13 protein-coding genes and 1 pseudogene are annotated in these 21,375 nt (G+C 42.2%); 4 read left to right on the top strand and 10 right to left on the bottom strand.

Annotated features, from left to right (window positions below):
- The first annotated feature begins 95 nt into the window (after positions 1-95).
- Positions 96-1,082 (top strand): YhdH/YhfP family quinone oxidoreductase, encoded by a 987-nt coding sequence (locus BMX34_RS07310; protein WP_092572294.1) that lies wholly within the window; start codon positions 96-98, stop codon positions 1,080-1,082.
- Positions 1,083-1,473: 391 nt separating this feature from the next.
- On the opposite strand, the gene BMX34_RS07305 is transcribed toward BMX34_RS07310, so the two are convergent.
- Together BMX34_RS07305 and BMX34_RS07300 are read right to left on the bottom strand one after the other, a co-directional pair.
- On the bottom strand, positions 1,474-4,866 hold the full coding sequence (locus tag BMX34_RS07305; RefSeq protein ID WP_159428890.1) for a SpaA isopeptide-forming pilin-related protein: 3,393 nt from the start codon (positions 4,864-4,866) through the stop codon (positions 1,474-1,476).
- Positions 4,867-5,284: 418 nt separating this feature from the next.
- Entirely contained in the window at positions 5,285-6,037 is a 753-nt protein-coding gene (locus BMX34_RS07300) for a class A sortase (protein ID WP_092572290.1), read from the bottom strand.
- Positions 6,038-6,386: 349 nt separating this feature from the next.
- On the opposite strand from BMX34_RS07300, the gene BMX34_RS07295 reads away from it, so the two are divergent.
- Entirely contained in the window at positions 6,387-9,113 is a 2,727-nt protein-coding gene (locus tag BMX34_RS07295) for a cation-translocating P-type ATPase (protein ID WP_092572288.1), read from the top strand.
- A gap of 330 nt (positions 9,114-9,443) precedes the next feature.
- Here BMX34_RS07295 and BMX34_RS07290 read toward each other — a convergent pair whose 3' ends face one another.
- The 3 genes from BMX34_RS07290 to BMX34_RS07280 all read right to left on the bottom strand — a co-directional run bounded on the left by BMX34_RS07290 (position 9,444) and on the right by BMX34_RS07280 (position 12,114).
- Complete coding sequence (locus BMX34_RS07290; RefSeq protein ID WP_092572286.1) at positions 9,444-10,265, bottom strand: amino acid kinase family protein; 822 nt, start codon at positions 10,263-10,265, stop codon at positions 9,444-9,446.
- A 10-nt stretch (positions 10,266-10,275) separates the two neighbouring features.
- Entirely contained in the window at positions 10,276-10,767 is a 492-nt protein-coding gene (locus tag BMX34_RS07285) for a low molecular weight protein-tyrosine-phosphatase (RefSeq protein WP_092572284.1), read from the bottom strand.
- Between the two features lie 210 nt (positions 10,768-10,977).
- Positions 10,978-12,114, bottom strand: coding sequence for a BMP family lipoprotein (locus tag BMX34_RS07280; RefSeq protein ID WP_092572282.1), 1,137 nt, complete (start codon positions 12,112-12,114; stop codon positions 10,978-10,980).
- A 186-nt stretch (positions 12,115-12,300) separates the two neighbouring features.
- On the opposite strand from BMX34_RS07280, the gene BMX34_RS07275 reads away from it, so the two are divergent.
- Positions 12,301-14,031 carry an ABC transporter ATP-binding protein gene (locus BMX34_RS07275; protein WP_092572280.1) on the top strand — a complete coding sequence of 577 codons (1,731 nt, stop codon included), beginning with the start codon at positions 12,301-12,303 and terminating at the stop codon, positions 14,029-14,031.
- Complete coding sequence (locus BMX34_RS07270; RefSeq protein WP_092572278.1) at positions 14,028-15,824, top strand: ABC transporter ATP-binding protein; 1,797 nt, start codon at positions 14,028-14,030, stop codon at positions 15,822-15,824. Before BMX34_RS07275 ends, BMX34_RS07270 begins: the two co-directional genes overlap by 4 nt.
- 177 nt (positions 15,825-16,001) lie before the next feature.
- Here the strand turns inward: BMX34_RS07270 and BMX34_RS07265 are convergent, their stop codons facing one another.
- The 5 genes and pseudogenes from BMX34_RS07265 to BMX34_RS07245 all read right to left on the bottom strand — a co-directional run bounded on the left by BMX34_RS07265 (position 16,002) and on the right by BMX34_RS07245 (position 21,236).
- Positions 16,002-17,159 carry a tetratricopeptide repeat protein gene (locus BMX34_RS07265; protein WP_092572276.1) on the bottom strand — a complete coding sequence of 386 codons (1,158 nt, stop codon included), beginning with the start codon at positions 17,157-17,159 and terminating at the stop codon, positions 16,002-16,004.
- 167 nt (positions 17,160-17,326) lie between these two features.
- Positions 17,327-18,445, bottom strand: coding sequence for a PepSY domain-containing protein (locus BMX34_RS07260; protein ID WP_092572274.1), 1,119 nt, complete (start codon positions 18,443-18,445; stop codon positions 17,327-17,329).
- Between the two features lie 529 nt (positions 18,446-18,974).
- A pseudogene (locus tag BMX34_RS07255) lies at positions 18,975-19,490 on the bottom strand (DUF2179 domain-containing protein); the annotation flags it as partial.
- Between the two features lie 89 nt (positions 19,491-19,579).
- Positions 19,580-20,710: a transglutaminase domain-containing protein gene (locus tag BMX34_RS07250; protein ID WP_092572270.1), complete on the bottom strand. Its 1,131-nt coding sequence runs from the start codon at positions 20,708-20,710 to the stop codon at positions 19,580-19,582.
- An 82-nt stretch (positions 20,711-20,792) separates the two neighbouring features.
- Positions 20,793-21,236, bottom strand: coding sequence for a GNAT family N-acetyltransferase (locus tag BMX34_RS07245; protein ID WP_092572268.1), 444 nt, complete (start codon positions 21,234-21,236; stop codon positions 20,793-20,795).
- Between the last annotated feature and the right edge of the window lie 139 nt (positions 21,237-21,375).

The raw sequence follows: 21,375 nt of genomic DNA, 5'->3' as shown, positions 1-21,375 counted from the left end.
TTGCTCGAAAAATTCTTGCCTGAACAGGGCGGATTATTTGAAAGTGTTTTCTTGACTATGTTATCTTTAATTTATCAAGATTAGGGGGAAATAAAATGAAAAATTTTAAAGCACTTCGGGTCAGTGAACACGATGGCGAGATCGTCCACCAAATTGAAACCGTGACCCGGGAAGATTTGCATGATGGGGATGTCTTAGTTAAAGTTCACTATTCATCCTTAAATTACAAAGACATGTTAGCGGTCCAAGCCAAAGGGGGCGTTATTCGGTCATATCCGATGATTCCCGGAATCGACTTTGCTGGTGTAGTTGAAGAATCTTCCAGTGATCAATTTAAAGAAGGTCAAGAAGTGATCGTGACCGGATTCGGCACCGGTGTCTCCCATACGGGAGGACTGGCAGAATATGCCCAAGTGCCAAGCGAATGGATTGTACCTTTACCTCAAGGCCTTTCTTTAAAAGATAGCATGGTCATAGGTACTGCTGGCTTTACCGCTGCCTTGTCGATTGAGAAGCTGGAACAAGCTGGACTCAAAGGACATAAAGATGCCCGCATCCTTGTTACCGGTTCAACCGGAGGCGTCGGATCAATTGCCCTACAAATGTTGAAGAAAGCCGGCTATCAAAATGTTTCAGCTCTAGTTCGCAAAGACTATCAAGTCGAAGTTGCTGAAAAGTTAGGCGCCGATCAAGTGCTCTTCCCTGACGACATCCCAGCCAAAGCACGTGGCCTAGCTAAGCAAGCTTTCGACTATGTTCTAGATACTGTTGGCGGTGAAGTCGCTAGTATGCTGATTCCTCAAATTCAATATGGGGGAGCTATTTCAATGTGCGGTAATGCCGGCGGCGTCAATATTGACAGCTCTGTCTTTCCATTTATCTTACGCGGGGTTAGCCTCTTAGGGGTAGATTCCGTTCAAGTCCCGATTGAAGACCGCCCTGCTTTGTGGCAACGAATTAGTCAAGAATGGAATGTGGCCAATACCCAACTCAGTCAAACCATCTCCTTAGACCAAGTGCCAGAAAGCTTGGAAAAATTAAAAGCAGGCCAACATCTGGGCCGGACAATAGTGGAAATGTAGGACGAATAATTTAACCGCTCTTAATGACTCAAGCTTATTGATACTTTAACTCAGAATTTCTAGCTCACGAAGGAATATAAATTTTACCTTTAGACGGAAATTTGACCAGATGTAAAGCAATTTTCACTGATAAACAGCTGAATATTTTGCTCACAAGCGAATAATCTTTCAGCCTTGGTATAAAACACAAAATCCACAGAACCTGGCTAAGTTCACTACTTAGTTCAGGCGCTGTGGATTTAATTATTTTTGCAGCTAATATTCATTTTTTCGGTAAAATGATACGCATTCAAGGTCGAATAGTTATTGCTTCAAGCCAAATCTGGTTTTAATAAAGTTTCAGCTGAATTTTAATAGTTTCACATCTTGCTTTGTTCTTTATTCTTGCTAATTATTCTTGCCTGTCATCCTTCTGACTGCGATTGTGACGGACGAAGAGATAAGCCGCACCGAGTAATAGGGCTAAGGCAAGAATCACTATCATGGTCTGAGTTTGCTCACCTGTTCCTGGTAAGTCCCCTTTCTTCTCAACACTCTTTTCCTTATCGACTTGGACATTCTGTGATTTCTCAGTGGTGGTGCTTTCTTCTGTTCCACTGGCTTGGGCTTTGTTGCCATAAGTAACGGCAAAGTTGCCTAGTTTTTGGGTGCGATAAGTCACGCGACGATTTTGTAAGGCGAAGGTTAGGCTTGACAGTTGATCTTGATCCAAGCGTAAGACTTTAATCTGGCTATTGACTGGACGGGTCGGAATCTTCACTTCCGCTATCTTGGTCAAGTCAACAGCTTGGTTATTCTTGTCCAATAGAGTTAATTGGTAAACATCCGCATCATAGTCTTTTAGACTGGCAAAGTCTGAAGTTTTCAGTTTGTCCACGGTCAATTTAACAACCTGTTTAGCATCTTGCGGGTTAACCCAGACTTCAATTCCTGAATTCGCATCAACGAATTGACGGGTAGCTTGAGCCGCTTCCGATTCAATGGACGCTTCTTGTTCAGGATCGACTTCTGTTTCTTTAATCGTTTGCGTTTCAGTCGTGGTCGTTATTTCTGTGCTTTCTTGACTAGTTTGGCTCGTTGTACTTTCCGCTGAGCTGGTTGTCGTCTCTTGCTCGCTTTCGCTGGTTTGACTTTCTGGCGCTTGGGCCGTAAAGCTTAGATCGACTGTTTGGTCTTGTTTAACCGTTATCGTCTGAGTCTTCTGATCGAGTTGATAACCTTGTGGCAACTCCAAGACTTCGACGCTGGCTTCGCCAACATTGACGGCTGAGAATTCAACATAACCATCTTTATCGGTTGTACTTTCTTTGCCGGAAAGTTTCACTCGGGCACCAGCAATACCTTTGCCATCCTGGTCGGTGAGACGAACTTTGACTTTACCTTGTTCTGGTAGTTTTTCAATTTGGAATTTATCTTGGAAGTCATCTTCTTCCTTCAATTCAGCCTGTTCGTTGCTTGCTTCAAAGCTGTAGCCTTTCGGCACATCGATCATCGTGTAATTGTAGACACCTGGACTTAGTTCTTCAAAGACAATTTGACCATCGGCATTGGTTTCTGCTTGTAGACCGCCAAATTGAATGCTGACACCAGCGACGGGTTCTTGATTTTGATCGAGAACAGTCAGAGTAGCCTTGGCTGGCTTGATTTCTTTCTCCAGGTAAATATGCAAGCTTGCATCTTCACCCGCAGGGATGGTTACTTGACCGGTATCCTTCCCGCTGTATTTAGGAGGGAATTGGTTAATTTGATACGTATAGGTGTCTGGAGCCAAGTCTTTCAAGACCGCTTGTCCTTCCTGGTCAGTACGAATGAGTTTGTCGGCGACTTTGACGACCACACCTGCCACAGGTTGATCTGCTTGGTCTAAGGCAGTAATCGTCAATTGACCTTTGGCTGGGACTTTCTCCACGGTGACCGTTCTCTCCTCTTGGGCACCCTCACGAATCGCGATCGATTGACTGCCAATATTTTGTTCATAACCTTCTGGGAGCACTTGAATTTCATAGTCATAGGTGTCTGGGGTTAATTGAGAGAAGATGGCTTGACCTTGGCTGTCAGTTGGAGTGGATTTATCTGCCAAGCTGACGATCGCTCCTTCGACGGCTTGACCGTCTTGGTCTTTGACAATCAAGGTAAATTGGCCAGTAGCAAGGTCACGCTCTACCTTTAAGACTTCTTCAGTCGTCTGATCTTCTGTAACGGTAATTACACCACTTTTTTGACCTTGATAACCTTGAGGGAGTGATAGCAGTTGGTAGTTATAAGTTCCTGGGCTCAAGTCTTTAATTTCAATTAACCCTTGATCATCTGAGCTATAAGATTGGTCTTCCACCAAGACTTCTGCTTGGGCCACGCCTTGATCGTCTTGGTCAATGATCTTCAATTGCACGATCCCCGGTTGAGCATCTTTGATCACATTGAGTGTCGTATCCGTTTCGACACCAGCTTCTACTGTAATGATGCCATCGTCTGGCTGTTGATAGCCAGTTGGAACGGTCGTTACTTGATAAGCATGCTCTTGCGCTGCCAAGTCTTTAATTTCAATTAAACCATTATTATCCGACAGATATTCTTGCCCAGCAATGGTAATCCCTAGACCGACTACGGGGTCCTGATATTGGTCATAGACTTGGATGCTAGCCATACCAGTTTGAACTTCAGTTTGGAAATTCAAGTTAACTGTATTCTCTTGGTCGGCTAAGACTTCGAATTCAGCTGTAGTTGGCTCAATGCTATAGCCTTGGGGCTGACTAGATACGGTATAAGTTTGTTGGCCAACCGGAACTTGGTCGATTCGAACTTGGCCTTGACCATCAGTCATCACTTCATGGTCTAATAATTGGATGCCCACACCAGCAATCCCTTGACCCTGCTCATCAACTGCAGTAAAAATAACTGGGGCGGTAACTTCGGTTTTTTGGATAGTAAATTCAATGGGTCCATTCAGGTCTTCTGTTAAGGCAATCGGATTATAAGCCCCACCGCCGGTATAACCTTCGGGGAGGTTGCTGATAACAATATCCATATTTCCTGGCGCCAATCCAGTTTGGGCTTCACCATTCTCATCCGTGGTTAGAGTTTGGCCGTTGACTGTGATCTGAACTCCTTCGACGGCTTGACCGTCTTGATCGACAACTTTAAAAGGGACTTCAATCTCACTGACGGCTGGAGCATTCGGATCACTCGGATCGATGGTCGTGTTTTCACTTTCTTCACTGGAAGTCTCTTCAGAGGATGCATCCTCCCCTTCGGTAGAGAAGATGAGTTGGAGGGTGATTTCTTGTTCACCCGTATCAGAATTAATTAATCCGGGACCCGGCTGTACGACAAAATTAATATCATACACTAAGGTGCCGTTACCCCAATCGTTTAAACTTCCTTGATTTAGAGTCGGCTTCATTTGTTGGCCACTAGCATCGGCTTCATCTGTTTGAAGGGCGGTATCCAAGGATAAGGCTTGCCCTTCGCGATGGAAAGGTTCGCTTGCCCCATCATATAAGCGGAAGGTATAAACTCCGGCTGGTAAATAAATTTCGGCTTGCTGATTTGGATCGGTTGAATCATATTTATATACAGCTGCTCCTTCAAAAGCACTTTGATCAGCATTGCGTTCGATGATGTCGAAGCGATATTCATTCTGGGTAATTGGTTCACTTCCCTCGACAATCAAGGAAAGATCCAAATTAAATTTCACCATTTCTTCCTGAGCTGACACTTGAACTAAAGGAAACATTACTGATAGAAACAAGATGATGGAATTAATCCAGCGTGTTATTTTTTTCATTGTGATCCTCCTCCAAATTAACATATTGGCTTTCATCAACTATATTTTATCATAGGCTTCGCCCAATTCAGGCAAACTCCGATATTTATCACAAATTAATCTTATATGCCTCTAGGAGGTCATCAAATTTTCACAATTATAAATCGCTTGCATTTTAATTACCAAATTTTGGCCCAAATACGCTTAACTTTCATACGGCAAAAATCATCCAGCAAAAATTAAAATCATTTCAGCAAAATTTCCGTAGAAACAACTTTTCAAGTCGATTATAGCTTGGCTGAGTTAAAATAGATTTACCTTGCAAAATCAACGACACGAATTTATATCCAAACAAATAAAAACCTACCGATAGTCAACGCTTCCCAGGGTCAGGAAGTCATTAACTTCGATAGGTTTAATATTGACATTTTGGATGAAATTAACCGGCAATGGTTTGGTCAATCTCAAAGGTTTTAAGCACGGCGGGATCAGCATCCTGGATCTTCATTTCATCCGAAAGCGTTCCGCGAACGACGACCCGATCGACTAAGCCATAATCACAAGTAATTAAAGTCACGACCGCTTCTTCCGTAGGATCTAAAAGATAGACGGCCTCAGCAGGAACTTGTTCAATATAGTCAATTGTATATTCGTAGACTTTCTCTAAATCTGTGAGATAAATCTTTTGTCCGTATTTAGCCTTCATCAAAGGTGCAAAAAGTAAATTTTGGTCGATTGAATGGTGGCTGGCTAATGGATAATTCGACTTGCCCATCTCTTGGTTGGGATCTAACGTACCTGCCCCCAAATACATACCAACATTAGAAACCCCCATATGGATGGGTAAATTCATACCCAACTCAGGAATCGCAATCGCACCAATGGTGGGTAATTCACTGGCTTCAGCATTACCGAGCAATTTGTCGCGAACGACCGAAGCTGCATCTAATTGTTCAATATCGTCAAAGTTATAGGTCACATTTTTCTTCTTATTCTCTTTGATTTGTTCGGCGGTTAAGTGGGCGACACCACTTGCTTCGGTTCCCTGTTCAATTAACATCCGTTTAATCGGATTCAGCGCCAGCAAAGCACCACCAATGATTAACAAAATCGTTGCAAGAACAATCCGCCATCGGCCACCTTTTCTACGTTGGTGACGCTCAGAGCGAGTTCTGCCATTTCTCGTTGCCATTTTTACGTTACCTCCATGCCTGATACTTCTGTCTATATTTTTCTTTTTAAGTATATCATCAAATATCTATACCTGCTAGTACTTGGATTATTCTGCTAGGATTCTTCAATATAAATTCATAATTAGCTTTCATTGACTAAGTCTGATAAGTTGATTATAATCATCATAGAATTAAATATTCATAAGGGAGTAACTGGAGGACATCCTCGTCAGTATCAACAACGTTAAGCAGGTTTCTGCTGGTACTTGACTTAAATAGTGAGACTTATGCTAGACATACTTTACAAGGGTCCAGCATAGGTCTTTTTTTAACAGAGAAACCTTGGAGACGACATATAGGAGGAAAAACATGTCAGAAGAAAAAATAAAGGCCCATCACTTATCGGCTGACCAGGTCAGCGAGCATTTCGACGTAGACCCACAACAAGGCTTAAGTGATCAAGAAGCCAAAACACGTTTAGAAAAATATGGCGCCAATGAATTAAATCAGGAAGAAACCACTACCCTCTTCCAAAAATTTGTTGAACAGTTCAAAGACTTTATGATTATTGTTCTGTTAATTGCGGCGATTATTTCCGCGGTCATTGGTATTATTGAAGGAGAAGGAATTTCTGATGCGATTATTATCTTGGTCGTGGTCATCCTCAACGCCATTATGGGGGTCTTCCAAGAATCTAAAGCGGAAGAAGCGATTAATGCTTTAAAAGATCTCTCTTCCCCCGAAGCTACCGTTCGCCGGAGAGGCGAATTCAGAACGATTGATAGTAAAGAATTAGTGCCTGGCGATATCGTCTTGCTGGAAGCGGGAAATGTGGTACCTGCCGATCTTCGTTTATTTGAATCAAATTCTTTACAAATTGAAGAAGCGGCCTTAACCGGTGAATCCGTGCCGGTCTTCAAAGATATTGAGACCCTGGAAGATGAAGAAGTTGGTTTAGGTGACCGCGACAATATGGCCTTCTCCTCAACCAATGTGACCTATGGTCGGGGACTAGGTATTGTTACAGCGACCGGAATGGGAACAGAAGTTGGACATATTGCTCAGATGTTATCATCAGCAGATAAGCAAGTTACTCCGCTTCAACGTGACCAAGAGAATTTAGGCAAGACCCTAACCAAAGTCATTATTGCCATTGCTATCATTACCTTTGTCGTTGGTTACTTCTTCAAGGGAATGCCTTTCGTAACCATCTTATTAATTTCGATTTCTCTCGCTGTAGCAGCAATTCCTGAAGGGCTGCCCGCAATTACGACTATTATTCTTTCAATTGGAACCGAAACCATGGCCAAACGGAACGCCTTGGTTCGTACCCTACCAGCCGTTGAAACTTTAGGATCGACCCAAGTGATTTCCTCGGATAAGACCGGAACCCTTACCCTCAATGAAATGACCATTGAGAAGGTCTTCTATAACAACGAAATTCATGAAGCTGATGAAGACATTGACTTAGAATTGCCTCTCTTAAAGGCGATTACTTATGCCAATGACTCCAATGTCGACAGTCAAGGTAAGATTACCGGCGATCCAACAGAAACGGCGATGATCCAATACGCCTTGGACAAAGATTATCCTTTGAAAGAGAACTTAAGCGCCCAACCACGGGTTGGCGAAGTGCCTTTCGACTCCGCTCGTAAATTGATGTCGACGATTCATAAATTAGATGATGGTCGTTATGTCGTTGCTGTCAAAGGGGCACCTGACCAACTCTTACAACGGACAGACCAAATCATCCTGAATGGCGAAGTACAAAGTCTTGATGACAAGATGAAACAAGATATTCTTGATAAGAATAATGAAATGGCTCGTCAAGCCCTACGGGTTCTGGCTGGGGCGTATAAATATATCGATGAGTTACCTAATGAATTAACCACTGAAACGATTGAAAAAGACTTAATCTTTGCCGGCTTGGTTGGCATGATTGACCCAGAACGGGCCGAAGCAGCTGAAGCGATTCAAGTGGCTAAGGGGGCAGGTATGCGAACGGTCATGATCACCGGTGACCATGCGGTAACCGCTCAAGCTATTGCCGAGCGGTTAGGAATATTAAAAGCCGGCGAGGACAATTCCAGTCACGTGATTACCGGGGCTGAATTAAACGAATTATCTGATGAAGAATTAGCCCAAAAAGTTACTGACTTATCCGTCTATGCTCGGGTCTCTCCTGAACATAAGGTTAGAATCATCAAAGCTTGGCAAACCAATGATGTTACCATCTCAATGACTGGAGATGGGGTCAACGATGCCCCATCACTAAAACAAGCTGATATCGGAGTAGCCATGGGAATTACGGGTACCGAAGTTTCTAAGGGCGCCTCTGATATGATCCTGGCTGATGATAACTTTGCTACCATCGTGGCCGCCGTTGAAGAAGGACGTAAAGTCTTCTCCAATATTCAAAAAGCGGTTCAATACTTATTATCGGCCAACTTGGGCGAAGTGATGACTATCTTCTTAGCTACCCTATTCGGCTGGCAAGTTCTTGAACCGGTTCATATTCTCTGGATTAACCTAGTGACTGACGTCTTCCCAGCCATTGCCTTAGGAATGGAACCAGCTGAAGTCGATTCAATGAACCACCCACCAAGAAGCAAAGATCAATCTTTCCTTTCTTTTGGCGTAATGCCTAGCATTATCTATCAAGGAATCTTAGAAGGCTCAATCACCCTATTCATTTATTGGTTTGGTCGTTATGTTTATGCTTCAGGTCAATTAGGTTATGATGTAAATTCACATCTAGCGATTAATATGGCGGAAACCATGGCCTTCGCCACGCTCGGCTTAATTCAACTCTTCCATTCTTACAATGTGAAGTATATTTTCAAATCATTATTCAGTCAAAATCCATTTAACAATAAATTCTTAAATGGAGCGACGATACTTTCAGGTATCCTACTCTTTGCCGTTATCTTAATTCCTGGTATCAATACCTTCTTCGATGTTTCACCTATTGGCGTAGAAGGATGGAGTTTAGTCATTGGCGCCGCGTTCTTAATGATTATTGTTGTTGAAATTATTAAAGCAATCTTGCGAGCCAATAAGATCGACGAAAAATATATTCGAACGATCCACAAATAATTGATTTGAAACTGACAGGTTAAGCTGTTTTCACAAATTCAGTTTATACTTTTTAATCAACGAATCAGTCCTCGTGCAAGGGCGGGTCCTAGATGGACCCTAATCATTGCCTGCCGAGTGACTGATTCGTTTTTTGTACAAAATTTTGCTCGTCATACGCTTAGTTATATAATCATATGAGCTCTGCAAGATTCTTCGCTTACTTGGAGAAATGTTACTAAGCTGTCCATTTTTCCCCTCATTTTCATCAATTGGACAAAAATACCCGACAGCTGGTTCTTAGACTCAGTGGAAGCTGAGACCTATTTCACCAGGGTCGGGGTTGCTTGTTTAATGTTGGGGTAAATCTTTCTTCTTAATAAATAAGGTGCCGATATCTTTGCCTTGAAATAAACTTAACAGATTGAGCGGATCGGTTCCATTAATCAGTACCATGGTTTGATGCTGCTTCAAGATTATTTCTGCTGCTTGCAGACTCTGAACCATTTCAGCTTGGGGCCAGGTCGCTTGAATGGACTTAGCCATCTCCTTGACTGAATGAGTGACTTTATGAACGGTATCGATTTTATGAGCCTGAGGATCTAGGTGCGGATCAGCCATATACAGACCATCCGGCTGACTCATTACTAGCAATAAGTCGGCTTGAACCCAGCGACTGACTAAGGTCGCAAAGTGATGATGATCAAATTCTTGGCTTGCCGGATTCCAGCTGCTGGTATCTAGCGAAATGTTCTGCTGGATAATGGGGACAATCTGATTCAATAATAAAGTTTCTAAAGTGACTTGAACATTCTTCAAGTCAGAATCTTGGTCAGTTAAATGATGGGGTAATAAAACTTGACCAACATTTAAACCATGATAGGAGAAGAGCCGTTGGTAATGTCCGCTCAAAATCCCTTGCCCAACCGCCGCAAGAACTTGCTGAGCCGGGATATTATCAGGAATGTCGATAACATTTAACTGACGCGCGCCCACTTGTACAGCTCCCGGGGTAACAATCACGACTTCCTTACCTTGTTCGCTTAATTTTGAAACGACTAGGGCCAGCCGTTCCATCATTCGCGAATCGATGTGATGATCTTCCTTCAAGAGCACTTGACTACTCAGGTAAATCACGATCCGCTTAACGGTAGACATGACTAACTCTCTCACTTGCACCCTCCTAGCGTCCTTTCAACGGCAGTCCGTGTTTAAGAAAATAATCTTGATTAGAAATATACTCTAACAAAGCTTGACAGCCAGCAAAAATATCAGCGAAAGCTTGGTCAAAGTCGCCGGTATAATAAGGATCAGCGATATCCCGAGCTTCGCTGGTGAAATAAAGCAATTTACTAATATGGGCTGAAGTTTGGCCTGACATGATCTGATAAATATCTTTGATATTCTGATCATCCATACCGATAATAAATTGAGCATCTTGGTCTTCTTGGCCCAAGGGCCGGGACCTTAAGCCGTCGGCACTGAGATGGACCTGAGCTAATTGTTGCCGTGCACCTGGGTGAACCGGGTTGCCCGCTTCCCAGTTACTGGTCGCAGCCGAATCGATTTGAATTTGATCCGCCAATCCTTGCATTTCGACCATACTACGGAAGATGACTTCGGCCATTGGCGAACGACATATATTTCCTAAACAAACAAATACGACTTTTATCATCGCTAACTCCAATCTTTTCTAGAATAGATTCTATTATAAGGGACAGACCGCTTAAATGAAACTCTAAGAACAACTGGTTCAACCACCATTCAAACAGCCCGAATAGAATCCCTACTCTTGTAAAAATTTACTATCAAAAAACAGCCAGGCCTCAGAGAATTCTCTCCTTAGCCTGTCTGCTTATTACTCAGCTTATATAATATATATAAACTATTCAGCTGATGTTTCTTCGCTTAATTCTTGATTTTCAGCTGCTTGAGTTTCTTCATCTTTAGATTCATCATCTTTAGATTCTTCTTTGGCTTCGCCTTTTTGAAGTTCTTCTCCGGGTACTTCAGGAATAACAAGTTCGCCAGAAGCAATCTTAGCCTTGTATTCTTCCACTAATTTAAGAATTTCTTCACTTAATTGACCTTCTGCTAAACCAACCCCACCGTTAGCGATATCAGATTGGATGACGCCACCTTTAAAGCCATCTTTCATCATGGCGTTAGAGAAGTCTTTAACCGCAGCGCCGGTATTCTTCAAAGTAGAAGTTAGGACGATATTACGTTCTTCACCATTCACGTCAACCACACCTTCAGCAGATTGGTCTAAGTCAACACCAATCGCCCAGATTTGGCGTTCTGGATCGGCTTTAACTAAGTCTTTTGCTTCAGCGAATAAGCCATTTCCAGTACCCCCAGAAGCGTGGAAGATCACATCAATGTCATTGGCATACATGGCAGAAGCAATGGTCTTACCTTTAGTTGCATCATTAAAGCTACCTGCGTATTTAACATCGATTTCGATTTCAGGGTCTACTTCTTTAACCCCAGCAACGAAACCTGCTTCGAAGCGGTCGATAACTTCCCCTTCAACCCCACCGATAAAGCCAACTTTTTTAGTTTGGGTGGTCTTAGCTGCAGCCACACCTGCTAAGAAAGCTGCTTCATTATCTTTAAAGGTAAGTGAAGCCACGTTTGGTAAATCTACTACAGAGTCAACAATCGCAAAATGATTGTCAGGATATTGTTTAGCCATTTCTTCGATAGCTGGCGCTAATTTGAAACCAATGGCAAAGGTAATATCGAATTGACCTTGGATCGCTGTATTCAAGTTAGTGATGTAGTCAGAATCAGAGTTAGATTGTAGATAGGTATAATCAGTACCTTCTTCTTTCCCGTTCTCTTCTCCCCAGGCTTTTAGACCTTCCCAAGCACCTTGGTTGAATGATTTGTCGTCAACCCCACCCACGTCAGTAATTACGATTGCCTTGAAGTCTTCAGCTTCTTGAGCAAGCACGCTGACTGGCAACAAACTAGCCACCGCTAGCAAAGATACAAATGATTTTAAAGCTTTTTTCATTGAGTGTTTCCTCCTCATACATGTTCTTTCTTCATTATAACGTATTGAAAACGGTTAAGCTACAATAATATTTAAACCAGACTCATTAGAGGGGGATTGCTGTGTAATTTTCCTTTGCGTGTTTATCAATAAACAGGCATAATAGAATTCAGAAAGACATTATTTTAGAAGAAAGGATGGAACTATATGAACTTTATTTGGCGGCATGTGAAGGTCTTTGCCGGCGACATTTTTTTAATTTTTATTTGTACCTGTTTTGTCGCTGCTTCGATCCTCGCTTTACCCACCTTCCTGGCCTATATGATTGACCAGGCGATCATTCCGCGCAATGAAGGCCTCTTATGGCAATATGCTGGCTGGATGCTCTTGGTATCATTAATCTCCTTCTTGGCTCGATCTTATAAGATGTACTTGGCCAGTCGGCTGGTTAATACCATGACCATGAATATCCGTAATGAAGCTTTCAGCAAGATTCAAAATCTATCTCACCATGAATTCCAAGAGATTGGGGTGCCTTCGTTAACCACCCGGATTACGACCGATGCTTTTGTCTTGCTTCAATTTACTGAGATGATTCTCAAACAAGGACTCATGGCTCCCTTGATGATTATCTTCTCTATCATTATGATTACCCAGACCTCTTTAAATCTAGGTTTAACCACCTTTCCGGTGGCTCCCCTTATCCTGTTGATCGTCATCTTAATTACCCGGCTAACCAAGCCCCTCTCGGAAAAACAACAAACAACCCTCGATGCGATTAACCGGATTATGCGCGAATCCATTACCGGTTTACGGGTCATTCGTGCCTTTAACCGTGAAGAATTTCAAAATGAACGATTAGAAAAAGTTAATCAGTCTTATCGGCAAAAGACCGGACGCCTCTTTAAACTGATGGCGATTACCCCTTCAACCTTCTCATTCTTATTAAATTTTGCCATTATTTGTATTATTTGGTTTGGGGCTGACTACGTGGCTAGTGGTAATTTGCTGGTCGGAAACTTGGTCGCTTTCGTTGAATATGTCTTTATGGCGCTCTTCTCTTTAACCATTTTTGCCAATATCTTTATGATGTATCCGCGGGCCTCCGTCTCAGCGAGTCGTCTGGAAGAAATTCGCTTAACCCCGATTTCGGTCCAAGAACCTGAAGACCCGGTGACTGAAACGGAAGAATTCGGCAGCCTTGAATTTATTGATGTTGACTTCGTCTATCCAGATGCTGATGAACCCGTTCTACGCAATATCTCTTTTAAATCGCAAGCTGGCCAGACAACTGCCTTCATCGGTTCAACCGGATCGGGCAAATCGACCATCGTCAAGTTGATCCCGCGCTTCTATGATGTGACTAAGGGACAAATCCTAGTAGATGGCTTTGATGTCCGTGACTACAAGCTCGATAGCTTACGGGGCAAAATTGGCTTTACTCCACAAAAGGCGCTCCTCTTTACCGGGAAGATTGCCGATAACTTGCGCTATGGTAAAGCGGATGCCGATGAATTTGAAATGGCCCATGCCACTGATATTTCTCAAGCTCGGGAATTTATTGAACGGTTAGAAACCAAGTTCCAAACCGAGCTGGCTGAAGGGGGCACCAACCTTTCCGGTGGGCAGAAGCAACGCTTATCGATTGCTCGTTCCATTATTAAAGACCGAGAAATTTATATCTTTGACGATTCCTTCTCAGCATTAGATTATAAGACGGATGCCAAAGTCCGGGCCGCCTTAAAAGAAGAAACCCAACACGCAACGACGATTATCGTCGCCCAACGGGTGGGTACGATTATGCATGCTGATCAAATTATTGTCTTAGATAAAGGCGAAATTGCAGCCAAAGGTACCCATAAAGAACTCTTAGCCAGCTCACCCCTGTATTACGAAATTGCCTCATCTCAATTAAGTAAGGAGGAACTTGAAATATGAGTCTGAATCCAAACTTTAAGCGTATCTGGCAATATATGAAGCCTTACAAATTCCAATTCGTTGGGGCCATGGTGGCCACTGTAGTGATGACGGCTGCTTCAGCAGTTGAACCCGTGGTACTGGGCCTAGCGATTACTGAACTAACCGCCAATATTATTGCCATCTCCAAAGAATTACCGGGAGCTGGCATCAACTATGATTACATTGGATGGGTCTGTGTCCTGTATTTTGTTCGCGGGATGTTCTTCCACTGTTCTCAATACTTAGGTCAATACTGGTTGACTAACGTGGTTCAAGGTGCGATTTATGACTTACGTAATGATATTTCTAAGAAAGTCCATCGCCTGCCTGTTGCCTTCTTCGACTCACAACAGATTGGCGACATCTTATCGCGGATGACCAATGATGTCGATGCGATTTCTAACGCCTTGCAACAAAGTTTCATTCAATTAGTCAATGCCGTCTTAGCCATTAGCTTTGCTATTATTATGATGCTATTCCTGCACTGGAAATTAGCTTTGATCTTAATTCTGTCAATTCCAGTGACCTATTGGGCAGCCAAATATTTACTGAAAATTTCCCAACCCGCCTTTGAGAAACAAGCTAATGCCTTGGGCCATCTCTTTGGTTTCACCCAAGAACAATTGAGTGGCTTTACTGAGATTAAAGTTTACGGCAAGCAAGAGGAATCAATTGAAGAATTTATTCGGCGCAATGCTTCGCTCCGTGACCATGGCTTTAAGGCGAGTTTCCTTTCTGCCTTAATGTTCCCGTCTTTAAACTTGATTTCTAACTTTTCTTATATTATTGTCGCCTTGGTCGGCGCCTTTCAAGTCTTGGCCGGCAGTTTATCCGTCGGAAACTTGCAAGCCTTCGTCCAATATGTATGGCAGATTAATCAACCGATTCAGATGATTACCCAATTATCTAGCATCCTACAAAGTGCCGTCGCTGCCAGCCACCGGGTCTTCGACTTCTTAGATGAACCCGAAGAAAGTCAAGCTAAGATTCGCCAAGAACTACCTAAACAAGTTCGTGGCGAAGTTATTTTCGACCATGTGCGCTTTGGCTATGACCCGGCCAAACCTTTAATGAAAGATATTTCCTTTAAGGTCAATCCAGGGGAAATGGTCGCTGTGGTCGGCCCGACTGGAGCGGGTAAGACCACCCTGATTAACTTGTTGATGCGATTCTACGATATTGATGGTGGATCGATTCGGATTGATGGCGTTGATACCAAACTGGTCAGTCGGCAAAACTTACGCCGGCACTTCGGCATGGTTCTACAAGACGCCTGGCTCTACACCGATACCGTCAAAGAAAATATTCGTTTCGGTAATTTAGCGGCCGAAGATTATGAGATTAAAGAAGCGGCCGATATTGCCAATGTGAGTCACTTTATCAAGACCTTACCGAATGGCTATGATATGGAAATCAATGAAGAAGCCAACAATATTTCACTCGGGCAAAAGCAATTAATGACCATTGCTCGAGCAGTAATTGCTGATCCGGATATCTTGATTCTCGATGAAGCCACGTCTTCGGTCGATACCCGGCTGGAACAGCTGATTCAAGAAGCCATGGATAAGGTCATGGAAGGACGGACCTCCTTCGTGATTGCCCATCGCCTTTCTACGATTCGGAATGCCGACTTAATCTTAGTCATGCAGGAGGGGAATATTACTGAACACGGCACTCATGAAGAGTTACTGGCTAAGGGTGGCTTCTATGCTGAACTCTACCAAAGTCAGTTCAACCAGGATACCCCTGCGGATATCCATATGAGCTATTAAATTGACTGACATATGAGCTATTAAATTGACTGGGTTCCTTAACAAATTGCCCCCTATTGTTGCTAAAATGGATAATCATTCTGTTTTGTCCAAATAAGCGCGAAAAAATAAGCGTAAAGGTTAGATATCTTCAAAGTAATATCTAGCCTCTACGCTTTTTCATGTTGCTATTTGACCTTAATCATCTAAGAATTTAACACCATTTTGTCTTAAGGTCCACATAGTCTTGGGGCCAATATTAGGGATTGTCGCAATATCATCTGCAGGAACTTTAGCAAAGTCTGCGGCTTCTTTAAAACCATGGTCCATCAAGATATTTACCTGGCGTACTTGCAAGCCTTCAAAAATTGGAGAATATAAGGCATTGTCATGCTGGGATTTTGATTGAGGTTTTTTCTTGATTTTTGGCTCCCGGTTGAAGGTCACTGGGATTACTTTAGCATCCGGATTAAAGAATTTGTTGATTCGATCATTCGCTAACCAATCACTCACATATTCCATACTATTTAAATAGTTCATAAATGGGAACAAGGCAAAGCCGACACTGTGCATGGAATTGGGCTGTCCAGAGTTTTCATATTCATTGACCATCATCAAAACAAGGTCTTCATCGAATAAACCTGTCTCAGCTTCAATAAAATTATCCAAGTTCGTGGAGACTTTCTCTAACCGTGAATTTAAAATTTGGGCTTCACCATGCTTACGTGAAAGAATGGCTAAAATCAAGAGGGGAACAATGGCTAAATCAATTTCCTGAAGCGGACCGATGTTTGAATAGAGTTCCATCGCCGGACCCCAAAGCTGTCTCAAACTATAAATCGTTAAGAGTTCGTATACAGCATCCGGAATATTAATCCCCATGATTTGATAAATATATTCATAAATTTCTTGGGCTTCAGCCAACATTCCGTAGGTAAAAAGAGTAAAACCATAATGACGAGCGAAACTCCAGAACACCCCACGATATAAATCATATTCAGGATCTGGACGTAGATAAAGTTCTTTGGCCGTCTCGATTTGCCAAATCTCTTCCAGTCCTTTCACATATTCAAAAGGGTTGGCGAACTCAAGTAAATGGACTTTAGCATCAATATTGTCCGGCCAGAGTTCTAAGGCTTGCTTGAAATACTTTCCCCGTTTTTTCCTATTATTTTCTAAGATCGCTTTTTCAAGTAATTCCAGCGAATCTATTTGTCTTTTTTGTTCTTCGCTGATTTCCCCAAAATCCTCTAATTGGCTAACAAAGGCATTCAAAGCCTCATCGATATCCTCAAAGTCCTTGCCATTCTCTTTCAGAAATTCCTGAAATTTAATGAAAAAATTTCCTGAATCCATGGGACACTCCCTCCTTAATTAGCTCTATCATACCATTTCATCAGCCGATGATAAACTATCAAAGCAAAAAGAGCCCACAAATCTTATCTGTGGACTCTGAATTTATGTAATAAATATTTAATTGGCTTTGATCTTGGAGGATAAGTCTATATTATTTACACCGATGGTTATTCACTAACTGTGGTTTCTTCAACAGATTCAGCTTCAGATTCACTTTCTTCGCCAGACTCACTTTCAGATTCTTCACCTTCAGAGCCTTCTTCAGAAGATTCTTCCTCTGCGCTTTCTCCTTCGGTAGCGTCTTCAGCCGGTTTTTCTTCGTCAGCAGCTTCTCCTGCGGGTGCGCTACCTTCTTCGGCTAAGTCGCCTTCAGCTTTGATAACTTCACCACTTTCGGCATCGATGGTCACTTCGGCTTGTTTACCTTCTTCAGGTGTTTCTTCATTTTCAACGACTTTGACAATCCATACCACTAAGGCAGGGTCATTTTCATCGAAAGTCAATTCATATTCTAAAGCTTTACCGAATCCAGCTTTTTCTTCGGCTGCCTTGGTAATTTCATCTAAAGGTTTAAGGCTAGCAAAATCAATATAATTAGGAGCTTCTTCTGAACTTTCGCCTTCAGCAGTTTCAGATTCAGCTTCAGAGTCTTCTCCTTCTAATACAGAATCAGCTATTGAACCCGCTTCTTCAACTGCGGCATCGCCAGCTTCTGAAGCTTCATCCACCATTGATTCTGCTTCACCCATCAGATCTGTTTCTTCTTCTGGAAGTTCTTCCCCTGTACTACTATCATAGGCAGCTTTGACTTCTCCTGAAGCATCTTCACCTTCTAATGAGATTTCGAAGGCTTTCTCTTCTTCCATCATTTCAGCATCAGCGGATTCTTCAGCTGAGCTTTCTTCAGAACCTTCCGATGCAGATTCAGCTTCTGATTCCTCTTCAGCAGAAGTATCTTCACTGGCTTCACTTTCTGCGGAGTCAGTTTCAGCTTCTTCCATCTCTTCTTTTTCTTCTAACGGTTTAATTTTAGCACCGGTTAATTGAACGTCCGGATACTTCTCTTGAAAGCTTGCAACGGCTTCTTCTAAAGCTTTCTGTAAAGCACTTGCTTCTTTTTCGCTTTCTTCACTCATTTCACCTTCTGAAACTTCTTCAGATTCAGCTACTTCACTGGTTTCTTCACTGCTTGCATCTTGAGCGAAGATTGAGCTGACAGGAGCTACCCCAGCTAAAGTTAAGGTCGACATACTAATTAAGGCAAATTTCTTTAATGATTTTTTCATTTGAATTTCTCCTTTCTGAGTATAGGTATATCTTACTAGGAATAGTCAGCGATTGCGAGCAATATGCATTGACCCCCAGGAGAAAGCCTGTTATTAAGCCAAAAAAACGAGGCAGAACAGCGGTTAAAATTGGATAAAACTAGAAATTTAAGCAGAGAAACAAAAGAAAATTTTATTATCTGGCTGGAAACAAGTTCTTGTACCGATGAAAAGATCGAAAAATTAAAAATAGGTTCATAAAAAAACACCCTAACCACTGCTTAGGAGACTAAACACCCAGACAGTAGTTAGGGAGCTAGGTCGGAAAAGCCAAAGCTTTGTAGGCCGGTCGCTTGCTAGTTGCCAGATTCGTAATTTTTTATTTGTTCAAGGAATAACTTTATTTCTCTGAATTATCAACAGTCGGTTCAACTTGATCATGATCTGCCCGTTGGGTCTGGAACTCATCTGAATGTAAGGCAAGTTCCTCCTCCACCGTCTTCTCTAATTCATGATCTCTAATAAGGGTTTCTGATTCTTCAATCTGAGTCTTATTAATACGCTTGGTCCAAAAACCACCATTAACGTATTTAGCACTATAAGAAATATAAAAAGCTTTCTCACTTAATTCATCAATCGTCTTCGATAGAGTGGTCTCATTCTTACGTGGCGTCAAGATTGTTAGCACAGTACGTTCGCCATCTCGACCATAACCGGGTTGCTCGGTAACCCCATAACCCAAGGCACGCAATTGTTGCGGTAAATGGACATCGGTCTTACTGGTAAAGACTTGAATCACTGAATACCCCAGGGCCAGACGGTCTTCCAACAAGATGCCGATATAAATACCGACCCCAAAACCTAAAGCATAGACCATTAAGTAAATCGGTTGCGAAATATATTGCATTACTAGCGATAAGCCGGTGGTATAAACAACTACCTCAGCAATCGAAATCAAGGGCGCAATGCGACGGTAACCCTTCATCGTTAGGAGTAAACGGAGGGTATTAATAACAATGTATACTAAGTTAATGGTAAAAATTTGTAATAATATAATCCAGTCCAAATGACCGCCCCTTTCTTTGCTAAGCAAAATTTATCTTAACACAATCAAGATAAGCTACAAGCCAGTTTCTTCACAGATATATATTTATTTTAATATTGTTCGTAATCAGCCGGTGATGGAAACTCTAGTCCGGTCTCAAACTGATGGTCTACTTGAAAAGTCGCATCACTCTTTAAATAATATTGATCGCGCTCACCGCCAGAAATTAAGTCATTGCTTTCTTGACCAATAATCGGATCATCCCAAGTCAGATCAATATTGTACCATTGACCGTCAATCATCACTTTATTCCAAGCATGGGTTTCCAAGCCATCATTATCCCGCTGACCCAACACAAAGACACAAGGAATTTCTAAATAATCACAGAATTTCTGAAACAGGGCCGCATAGGCTTGGCACACCCCACGTCCTTCTTGAATAATGGCGTAAGGTGAATGAATTGAAATCCCGGCAATCGTATCGACATCGGCTGAACTTGATCCGCCCACTAAATACTCGGAATCATTCGGTGTCGCATACGCTGCATGATGAATAATATAATCGTGAACCTGACGAACCATTTCCTCATCAGTAAATTGATCACGGCTGAGTGACAATTGGTCGATGACATCTTGAACATATTGATTGACTGCTTGCTCTTCCTGCCAATTATGATGGTTATACTTATCAATCTCCAGGGTAACATCGACCCGGCCATCTGGATAGTATGTATAATTCAGCTGATGATCAATGCGAAAAGTGATAGCAGACAAATAAGTGCCTGCTTTCATTTGCTGGTTCACCAATTGGTTTAATCTTTCTTGATCTAACCAGCCTTCGAAGTTTAGAATTAATGGCTGATCTTCAAAGCTGGCCATATAATCATTAATCTGATTTTCAAGACCATAAAGGTCTTCTAAATTAATCGGCTGAAGGACCCAAACAGCTAAATTTAACGTCTGCCTTTGACCTGATTGATCTAGATAAGTTAATTTTTGGGTGGATCGACCTAATTGAGCCGTCGAAATTTCGGATAAATCGGTCAAAAGTTGTTCAGCTTCAATCGCTTGGTCGAACTCAATTGTCTCAAAGTCTATTGCCTGATCTTGGCCCACTACAACAGTGGCTTGGGTCTCTACGGCTTGGGCGGTAAAGGAGGCAATGATGCTATCTAAATGTATTTCCTGATTCACCATGAATAAACCACAACAAATGAGCATCGCTAGGAATAGTTTCTTCATTGGTCGCCCCCCTTTTCTGCTTATAATTTAATCGAATCCGCCCAAATATTCAAGGAAATTCCTTATTACTATAGAATACCTTCTAATCGAGCAGATCTAACCGCATATCAAGATGGGGGATATCATCTTCTAAGTAAACTTGGGAAATGGGTTTAAAGCCAAAAGATTGATAAAAATCAATTAAATATTGCTGGGCTGAAATTTCAATAGTGGCTTGTTCGGGAAATAATCTGGCAATTGTATCAATCGTCTCCTGTACAATCGCTTGGCCATATCTATGGCCCCGATAAGGTGCGGTTACTAAAACACGGCCAAAGCGAATCGGCTCTTTATCGGCCAAAATGCGCGTATAGGCAACCAACTGTTGACCATCTATCAGGCGCAGATGATAGGCTTGGCTATCTTCGTCATCGATTTCTTGATAGGGACAATGCTGTTCAACCACAAATACTTTTATCCGTTCAATAGTTAAATGAAGCCACTCTTTAGCGGTAAACTCGTCTATTTGATTCAGCTTAAACTCCATTTTATTTCCCTCCCATATTTAGCTCACTCCGGAGAATTTCAAGATTGAGGCAAGTGTAGCATAGGCTCGTCAAGCTAGCAATAAGCAGCCCAATTTAAACATTTCGTCTAATGAAAATAATCTCAGACATAAGAAAGCT

Origin of the sequence: Ignavigranum ruoffiae (assembly GCF_900110675.1) — a bacterium.
GTDB lineage: Bacteria > Bacillota > Bacilli > Lactobacillales > Aerococcaceae > Ignavigranum > Ignavigranum ruoffiae.
This window is presented reverse-complemented; position numbering and strand designations above follow the sequence as displayed.

Bases quoted from the DNA above. Each gene is read 5' to 3' on its own strand.
- BMX34_RS07310 (WP_092572294.1), top strand. From the start codon at position 96: ATGAAAAATTTTAAAGCACTTCGGGTCAGTGAACACGATGGCGAGATC.
- BMX34_RS07305 (WP_159428890.1), bottom strand. From the start codon at position 4,866: ATGAAAAAAATAACACGCTGGATTAATTCCATCATCTTGTTTCTATCA.
- BMX34_RS07300 (WP_092572290.1), bottom strand. From the start codon at position 6,037: ATGGCAACGAGAAATGGCAGAACTCGCTCTGAGCGTCACCAACGTAGA.
- BMX34_RS07295 (WP_092572288.1), top strand. From the start codon at position 6,387: ATGTCAGAAGAAAAAATAAAGGCCCATCACTTATCGGCTGACCAGGTC.
- BMX34_RS07285 (WP_092572284.1), bottom strand. From the start codon at position 10,767: ATGATAAAAGTCGTATTTGTTTGTTTAGGAAATATATGTCGTTCGCCA.
- BMX34_RS07280 (WP_092572282.1), bottom strand. From the start codon at position 12,114: ATGAAAAAAGCTTTAAAATCATTTGTATCTTTGCTAGCGGTGGCTAGT.
- BMX34_RS07275 (WP_092572280.1), top strand. From the start codon at position 12,301: ATGAACTTTATTTGGCGGCATGTGAAGGTCTTTGCCGGCGACATTTTT.
- BMX34_RS07270 (WP_092572278.1), top strand. From the start codon at position 14,028: ATGAGTCTGAATCCAAACTTTAAGCGTATCTGGCAATATATGAAGCCT.
- BMX34_RS07265 (WP_092572276.1), bottom strand. From the start codon at position 17,159: ATGGATTCAGGAAATTTTTTCATTAAATTTCAGGAATTTCTGAAAGAG.
- BMX34_RS07260 (WP_092572274.1), bottom strand. From the start codon at position 18,445: ATGAAAAAATCATTAAAGAAATTTGCCTTAATTAGTATGTCGACCTTA.
- BMX34_RS07250 (WP_092572270.1), bottom strand. From the start codon at position 20,710: ATGAAGAAACTATTCCTAGCGATGCTCATTTGTTGTGGTTTATTCATG.
- BMX34_RS07245 (WP_092572268.1), bottom strand. From the start codon at position 21,236: ATGGAGTTTAAGCTGAATCAAATAGACGAGTTTACCGCTAAAGAGTGG.